Source organism: Streptomyces sp. NPDC049879 (assembly GCF_044461265.1).
Taxonomy (GTDB): domain Bacteria; phylum Actinomycetota; class Actinomycetes; order Streptomycetales; family Streptomycetaceae; genus Streptomyces.
Map to the genome: position 1 here is coordinate 156,004 of NZ_JBITKT010000012.1, position 7,321 is coordinate 163,324.

The 7,321-nt window shown below is 71.6% G+C and carries 6 protein-coding genes; all 6 read right to left on the bottom strand.

Features of this window, described 5'->3' with window-relative positions:
• Positions 1-92: 92 nt before the first annotated feature.
• Positions 93-686 (bottom strand): ATP/GTP-binding protein, encoded by a 594-nt coding sequence (locus tag ACIBPC_RS30540; RefSeq protein WP_362968833.1) that lies wholly within the window; start codon positions 684-686, stop codon positions 93-95.
• The gene (locus ACIBPC_RS30545) at positions 667-1,074 is read right to left on the bottom strand and encodes a DUF742 domain-containing protein (protein ID WP_398849156.1); all 408 of its coding nucleotides are present in this window, start codon (positions 1,072-1,074) and stop codon (positions 667-669) included. The genes ACIBPC_RS30540 and ACIBPC_RS30545 overlap by 20 nt, the downstream gene beginning before the upstream one ends.
• Before the next feature lie 72 nt (positions 1,075-1,146).
• Positions 1,147-1,560 (bottom strand): roadblock/LC7 domain-containing protein, encoded by a 414-nt coding sequence (locus ACIBPC_RS30550; RefSeq protein ID WP_059012614.1) that lies wholly within the window; start codon positions 1,558-1,560, stop codon positions 1,147-1,149.
• Between the two features lie 19 nt (positions 1,561-1,579).
• A complete protein-coding gene (locus ACIBPC_RS30555) occupies positions 1,580-5,287 on the bottom strand; it encodes a nitrate- and nitrite sensing domain-containing protein (RefSeq protein ID WP_398849143.1) in 3,708 nt (1,235 codons plus the stop codon).
• Positions 5,288-5,962: 675 nt separating this feature from the next.
• Entirely contained in the window at positions 5,963-6,172 is a 210-nt protein-coding gene (locus ACIBPC_RS30560; protein ID WP_362968807.1) for an acyl-CoA carboxylase subunit epsilon, read from the bottom strand.
• Between the two features lie 55 nt (positions 6,173-6,227).
• On the bottom strand, positions 6,228-7,321 hold a 1,094-nt coding region (locus ACIBPC_RS30565), incomplete at its 5' end, for an acyl-CoA carboxylase subunit beta (RefSeq protein ID WP_362968805.1).

Here is a 7,321-nt window from a genome sequence, read left to right on the forward strand (position 1 = left end):
GTGAACGGTGGCCGGAGACGCGAAAGAACCCGCCCTGGACGTGTCGAACGACACAGGGCCGCGCGCGTCGTGCGCGGCCGGGCGGGTTCCGCTCAGTGAAGACGGGCGAGCAGCGCGTGCTCGACGAGGGTGATCAGGGCGCTCTTGGCCTCGGCGCGGTGGCGTGCGTCGGTGGTGATGATCGGTGCGTCCGGGCCGATCTGCAGCGCCTCGCGGACCTCTTCGGGAGAGTAGGGCTGGTGTCCGTCGAAACCGTTGAGGGCGATGACGAACGGCAGCCCGCTGTTCTCGAAGTAGTCCACCGCCGGGAAGCAGTCCGCCAACCGGCGCGTGTCCACCAGCACCACGGCACCGATCGCGCCGCGCACCAGGTCGTCCCACATGAACCAGAAACGGTCCTGACCCGGCGTGCCGAACAGATACAGGATCAGATCCTGGTCCAGCGTGATACGGCCGAAGTCCATCGCGACCGTCGTGGTCGTCTTCCCGCCCGTGTGCGTCAGATCGTCGATCCCCGCGGACGCCGACGTCATCACGGCCTCGGTCCGCAGCGGATTGATCTCCGACACCGACCCCACGAACGTCGTCTTCCCCACACCGAACCCACCCGCGATCACGATCTTCGCGGACGTGGTGTTCCGGGCCGGGGGCGGGTTCGCCGCACCGTCAGAGCTTGCGAAGTCCACTGAGCACCCTTTCGAGCAGTGTCACATCTGGCTGGCCACCCTCGCCCTCGTTGCCCGGCTGGTGGATCGCCACGAGCCCGGCCTCGGCCAGGTCGGCCACCAGAATCCGGGCCACCCCCAGAGGGATGGAGAGCAACGCGGAAACCTCCGCGACGGACTTCACCTCAAGGCACAGGTGGCAGATCCGCTGGTGCTCGGGAAGGAGTCCCTGGAGCTGCACCGGGTCCGCGCTGGTGCTCACCAGCGCCTCGATCGCCAGCTGGTACCGCGGCCTGGTCCGGCCACCGGTCATCGCGTAGGGGCGCACCAAGGGCTGGTCGCCCTCGTCGTCGAACGAGCCGTAATGATGCGACGCACCGTACGAGCCCTGGGAAGGGGGCGGGGTGATCATGGCTCCTCCGAGCTGATGGCAAGAGATCGGCGAGGCGGTCAATGGTGCTCATGTGGGGGGAGCTTTCGATCAGTTAAGCAAACTGCCCTGGAGTTCGGCGCGGAGATCAGGCGTGAGAACGCTACCGGCACGATCCACCAGCAACGCCATCTCATACCCCACCAGACCGATGTCCGCCTCAGGATGCGCCAGCACCGCCAACGACGAACCGTCCGAGATCGACATGATGAAGAGGAAACCACGCTCCATCTCCACCACCGTCTGATTCACCGCACCACCCTCGAAGATCCGCGACGCACCCGCCGTCAACGACGTCAGCCCAGAAGCCACCGCCGCCAACTGATCCGCACGATCCCGCGGAAACCCCTCGGACAACGCCAGAAGAAGACCATCGGCAGACACCACCACCGTGTGCGACACCCCCGGGGTGTTCTCCACAAAACTGGTGATCAACCAGTTCAGGTTCTGCGCCGCCTGGCTCATCGGCCTCACACTAACGCTCCTACTGGTACGTGGGGCCGAAGCCCCGGTCCGGCCGACCAGGCGGGTTACCGGCCTGGCGTCCCTGCTGAATCCCCCGGCGGAGGTTGGTCAGCCGGCCCCTGACATCGTCCGGGCGCCGGGAGACCGACGGACCGGCCGGGGCGGCCTGCTGGTGCTGCTGCGCGGCACCGGCCACGAGATTGGCCCGCGGCACGCGCCGGGGAAGCCCCGAGGTCGTGACCCCGCCGGCGGACGGCTGGCGCAGCTGCTCCGCCTGGCGCCACCGCTCGTCGTTGGGCGACGTGCGCCAGGTGCCCCCCGCGTCACCGGCGGGCTCCCGCCGGGGGGCGGAAGTCTGCGCCGGCCGGCGTGCGCCGGACTGCGGCCCCGGCTGGGCGGGCCGCGGCGGCAGGGGCGGGGGCGGGGCCTGGGGGGCCTGCTGCGGGGAGCTGTCCTGCTCCCCCGAGGACGGCGCGTCCGGTGGGGCGGGCGCGCGACGGAGACCGAACCAGGTCGACTCCATCTCCTCGAAGATCGGTGTGCGCTCGGACGTGCGCGGGAACTGCCGTGCCGACAGCGGCGTGTGGAGGTCCCCGCCGTCCTGCTGCCGCGGCTGCTCCCGGCGCTGCGGCTCCTGGCGCGGCGCGGGCTGCTGCGGGGCGGGCTCGTCCCGGTACCCCTGGGCCGGCTGGGCGCCGCTCGCGAAGACGTCGTCCTGGTACGCGGGCCCGGCGTCGTAACCACCGCGGTCCTGGTACGCGGGCTCGCCGTACGTGGCGGGCTGCGCGTAACCGGGGTCCTGGTACGCGGGCTCCTGGTAGGCGCGGTCCTGCTGCTGGTAGCCCTGGGGCTGGCGGTAGTCCGCACCCTGCTGGTAGCCGGGCTCCTGGTAGGGCTGGGCGTACGGCTGCGGTGCGGGGAACTCCCCGGTGTCCGAGGGGTTCCGGCCGTCCGGCGCGGGGGGCACGGGCCCCTGCGGCACCTGGGGCATCTGCTGGGTCTGGTCGGCCTGGGGGTACGCGTACTGGCCGGTCGTCGACGGGTCGTCGTCGTGGTCGGGCAGGCCCTGCGCGGCCCTGGCCTGGCGCGCGGCGAACGCGTCGGCCATCGCCGAACGGCCCGGCTGCGCGGGAGGCTGCTGCTGCGGGGGCTGCTGGTAACCGCCGGGCTGGACGGCCGGGAACTGGCCGCTCGTGGACAGCTCGTCGTGCCCGCGCGGCTGGTCCTGCCCACCCCTGGCGACCGGTATTCGGCCGCTGTCCTCCACGCTCGTGGCCCAGCTGGGGCGCCCGGCGCCCGGCGCGCCCGCCGGGGCGGGGGCGTCGGAGGGGGCAGGGGCGGGCGGCGGCGCGGGCGGTCCTGCCTGGGCGGGTGCCTGCGGCGCGGTGGGCGCGCCACCGGGACCGGCGGGTCCGCCGGAACGGGGCGGCAGCGCCGGGCGTTCGGCCGCGCCGCCGACCTGGTGGCGCGGCTCGTCCGCCGGGCCGCCGAGGCTGCGCCTGCCCGGCACGGTGGACGTGTCCCCGAGCCGCCCGGGACCGAGGCGGCCCGCCTCGGCGGCGGGGCGGCGTACGGGCGGGGGCTCGCGGTGCAGCGTCGCGGTCGGGGCGCCGCCCGCGCCGGCGGCCGGGCGCGGCCGTATGCCGTCCTGGGCCACGTCGGCGGGCAGCATCACCAGCGCGGTCGTGCCGCCGGAGTCGGAGGGCCGCAGCTGGATGCGGATGCCGTGCCGCAGGGACAGGCGGCCGACCACGAACAGGCCCATGCGGCGGGAGACGGAGACGTCCACCGTCGGCGGGTTGGCCAGCCGGTCGTTGATCTCGGCCAGGTCCTCGGGGGACAGGCCGATGCCGGTGTCGTGGATCTCGACGAGGACCCGCCCGTCGGGCAGGGCGTGGCCGGTGACCTTGACCTTGGTCTGCGGGGAGGAGAACGACGTGGCGTTCTCCAGCAGCTCGGCGAGCAGGTGCACGAGGTCGTTGACGACGCGGCCCGCGACGTCCGTCTTGGGGACCGCGGACAGTTCGATGCGCTCGTACTGCTCCACCTCGGACGCGGCGGCGCGCAGGACGTCCACCAGCGGGACGGGGCGCGTCCAGCGGCGGCCGGGCTCCTCGCCGGCGAGGACCAGGAGGTTCTCACCGTTGCGGCGCATGCGGGTCGCGAGGTGGTCGAGCTTGAACAGCGAGGACAGCTGGTCGGGGTCGGCCTCGCGGGACTCCAGTTCGGAGATCAGCGACAGCTGGCGCTGGATCAGGCCCTGGCTGCGGCGCGAGAGGTTGGTGAACATCGCGTTGACGTTGCCCCGCAGCAGGGCCTGTTCACCGGCGAGGCGGACGGCCTCGCGGTGGACGTCGTCGAACGCCTCGGCCACGCGGCCGATCTCGTCCCTCGTGTAGACGCCGATCGGCTCGACGGAGGTGTTGACGTCCTCCGGCTCGGCCTCGGACATCTGCCGGACGACCTCGGGCAGCCGCTTGTGGGCGACCTCCTGGGCGGTCGCCTGGAGGCGGCGCAGCGAGCGGACCATCGAGCGGGCGACGACGAAGGCGCCGACGAGCGAGAGGCCGAGGACGAGGAGGACGACGGCGCCGTTGATGATGGCGTCGTTCTCGGCCTCCTCCTGGAGGGAGCGGGCCTGCGCGATCATCTCGTCGAGCAGCTGCTGCTCGATGCGGTTCATCGCGTCGATCTTGTCGCGGTCCTGCTCGAACCAGGAGCGGTACGTGCGGTGCGAGGCGGTGATGCCCTCTTCGGCGGAGAAGACCTGGGCGGCGAAGCTGGTGGCGGCCGAGATGTTGACGATGCCGCCGCTCAGCGGCTCCAGCATCTCGGCGGCGCGGTCGCGGTCCTGGTAGATGGCCTCGAAGGTGTCGAGCTTGACGTCCTCGTTCCGCTGGCTGGTGCGGCCGTAGCGCCAGTCGCTCGCGGAGAGGTGGGCGCTGTCGTTCGGCAGCTGGTCGCGGGCGAGGCCGGCGGTGATGACGGCGCGCTGGATGGAGGCGTGCTCCTTGGCGGCCGAGAACGCGGCGAGCGCGCGGGTGCTGCGGATCATCTCGCCGTTGCCGGTCGCCTGGGCCATGTCCTGCGACAGGCTGAGCAGCGCGGTGATCATGCCGTTGTACTGCGAGATCGTCTGGGAGACGTAGTCCGGGTCCTCGAACGCGTTGTTGCGCAGGCTGCTCAGGTCGTTGAGCTGGCGGCCGATGTCCGTGACGGTGGCGGAGATGCCCGCCATGGCGCTGTCGGTGTTGTCGATGCGCAGCGTCGCGTTGCTGAACCGTTCGAGCGCCGAGTCGGTGGACTCGCGCGGGCCCGCCACCTCGTCGCTGGTGCGCGGCTCGCCGGTGATCAGCGGGCCGACGGAGCGGTCGCGTTCCTCCTGGAGCGCGGCGGCGAGGAGGGTGGCGTTCTCCGTGATCTCGGTGAGCAGCTGCATGTCGTCGAGCTGCTCGATGTTGGCCATCGAGTTCTGGAGGCGGAAACCGCCGAGGATGGTCGCCGCGACCACCGGCAGGGCGATCAGGGACACCAGGCGGGTGCTGATGCGCCAGTTGCGCAGCGCGAGGCGGGAGCCCGCGGCGCTGGGGCGCTGGGGCGCGGGCGTGCCGGTCTTGTCGGGTCCGGCGTCGGGCGAGCCGTCGGCCGCGGGGCGTTCGCCGTCGGGTGCGGCCGGTGCCGGGCTGTCGCCCGTACCGGTGCCGGACTGGGCTTCCCGGTCGGTCACACCACCTGGCCCCGCATCCCCCGCAGCACTGCCTTCCCTCTTCAAACGTCCCTGCACTAGCGTCGCAACCTCTGGACCTTAGCGCCCGTCGTCTGGACGACGAGGCGGTGTCGAGCCGGGGGCGGATGGAGAGCCCCGTTCCGGTCGTTCGGGCAACCGACGCGTCTTGCGATCAGCCAGTGCGTGACGCCTGGTGCGCGCCCCTCACAGGGCGGCCGACCCGCGACGGTCCGTGGAATTCCAGCACAGTGGCCGACGGGCAACAAGGGCCCGGAATAAGGCCGTGACATCTATGACGCTGTGCAGACAAGTCATCACGGTGTGTGGATGAGACGTGGGGGCAAACCGGACTTACGCGCACCTCAGCACCACGGGATGCACACGTGGCGACGGCCCGCCCTGCGGCAGGAGTAAAGCAATATCGGCCTTTGTCGGCTTTATTCGATTCGAACTTACGTCTGTTTTGTCGGTTTTCGATCGGCGGGCGTGAACAAAATCACAACAGTTCCGGGATCGATCGGTGGTTTATCGATGAGGGATCGGTGCCCTCCCGAGCAGATCCGGTCGCGAACGGTCCACCACGCCGTCCTGGGGGACGCGCGCGCACGACGGCCCCCCGGACGGCGGATGCCGTCCGGGGGGCCGGGGGATGCAGGAAGCCGACCTCGGGGGCGGTCAGCCCTGCCAGCTGTGGGGCGCGCGGAAGCCGCCGCTGCGCTCCAGGCGCCGCCAGCCCGCGCTGGAGCGGACCGGGGCGGCGGGCCCGGCGGGGACCCGCGCGGCGCGCGACATCAGCAGCGCCGTCACGGCCGCCAGCTCCTCGGCGCTGGCCTGGCCCTTCTCGACCCGGACCAGACGCGGGTCACCGCTCGTCTCGATGCTCATCGGTGGCTTCTCCTCGTTCCGTGCTCGTCGTTCGGTGTGGGGCGCGCGCCCCGGGTCACTGCGGCGGGTTGCCGTGCTTGCGGACCGGGAGGTCCGCGTGCTTCGTGCGCAGCATCGCCAGCGTCGAGATCAGGACGGAACGGGTCTCGCCCGGTTCGATGACGTCGTCGACCAGGCCGCGTTCGGCCGCGTAGTAGGGGTGCATCAGCTCGGCCTTGTACTCCTTGACCATGCGCGCCCGCATCGCCTCGGGGTCCTCGGCCGCCGCGATCTGGCGGCGGAAGATGACGTTGGCCGCGCCCTCCGCGCCCATGACCGCGATCTCGTTGGTCGGCCAGGCCAGCGTCACGTCGGCGCCGATGGTCTGCGAGTCCATGACGATGTACGCGCCGCCGTACGCCTTGCGCAGGATGAGGGAGATGCGCGGGACGGTCGCGTTGCAGTAGGCGTAGAGCAGCTTGGCGCCGTGCCGGATGATGCCGCCGTGCTCCTGGTCCACGCCGGGCAGGAAGCCGGGGACGTCGAGCAGCGTCAGGATCGGGATGTTGAACGCGTCGCACATCTGGACGAAGCGCGCCGCCTTCTCGGAGGCGTGGATGTCCAGGACGCCGGCCATGGACTGCGGCTGGTTCGCGACGATGCCGACGACCTGGCCGTCGAGGCGGGCGAGGGCGCAGATGATGTTCTGGGCCCAGCGCTCGTGGACCTCCAGGTACTCGCCGTCGTCGACGAGTTCCTCGATGACGGACCGCATGTCGTACGGCCGGTTGCCGTCGGCCGGGACGAGGTCCACCAGCGTGTCGCCGCGACGGTCCGGGGTGTCCTTGGGGGTGACGGCCGGGGGGTTCTCGCGGTTGTTGGACGGGAGGAGGGACAGGAGGTAGCGGACCTCCTCGATGCAGGTCTCCTCGTCGTCGTAGGCGAAGTGCGCGACGCCTGAGGTGCCCGCGTGGACGTCGGCGCCGCCGAGCCCGTTGTGGGAGACCTCGGCGCCGGTGACGGCCTGCACGACGTCCGGGCCCGTGATGAACATCTGGGACGTCTCACGGACCATGAACACGAAGTCGGTGAGTGCGGGTGAGTAGGCGGCGCCGCCGGCGCAGGGGCCGAGCATCACGGAGATCTGCGGGATGACGCCGGAGGCGCGGG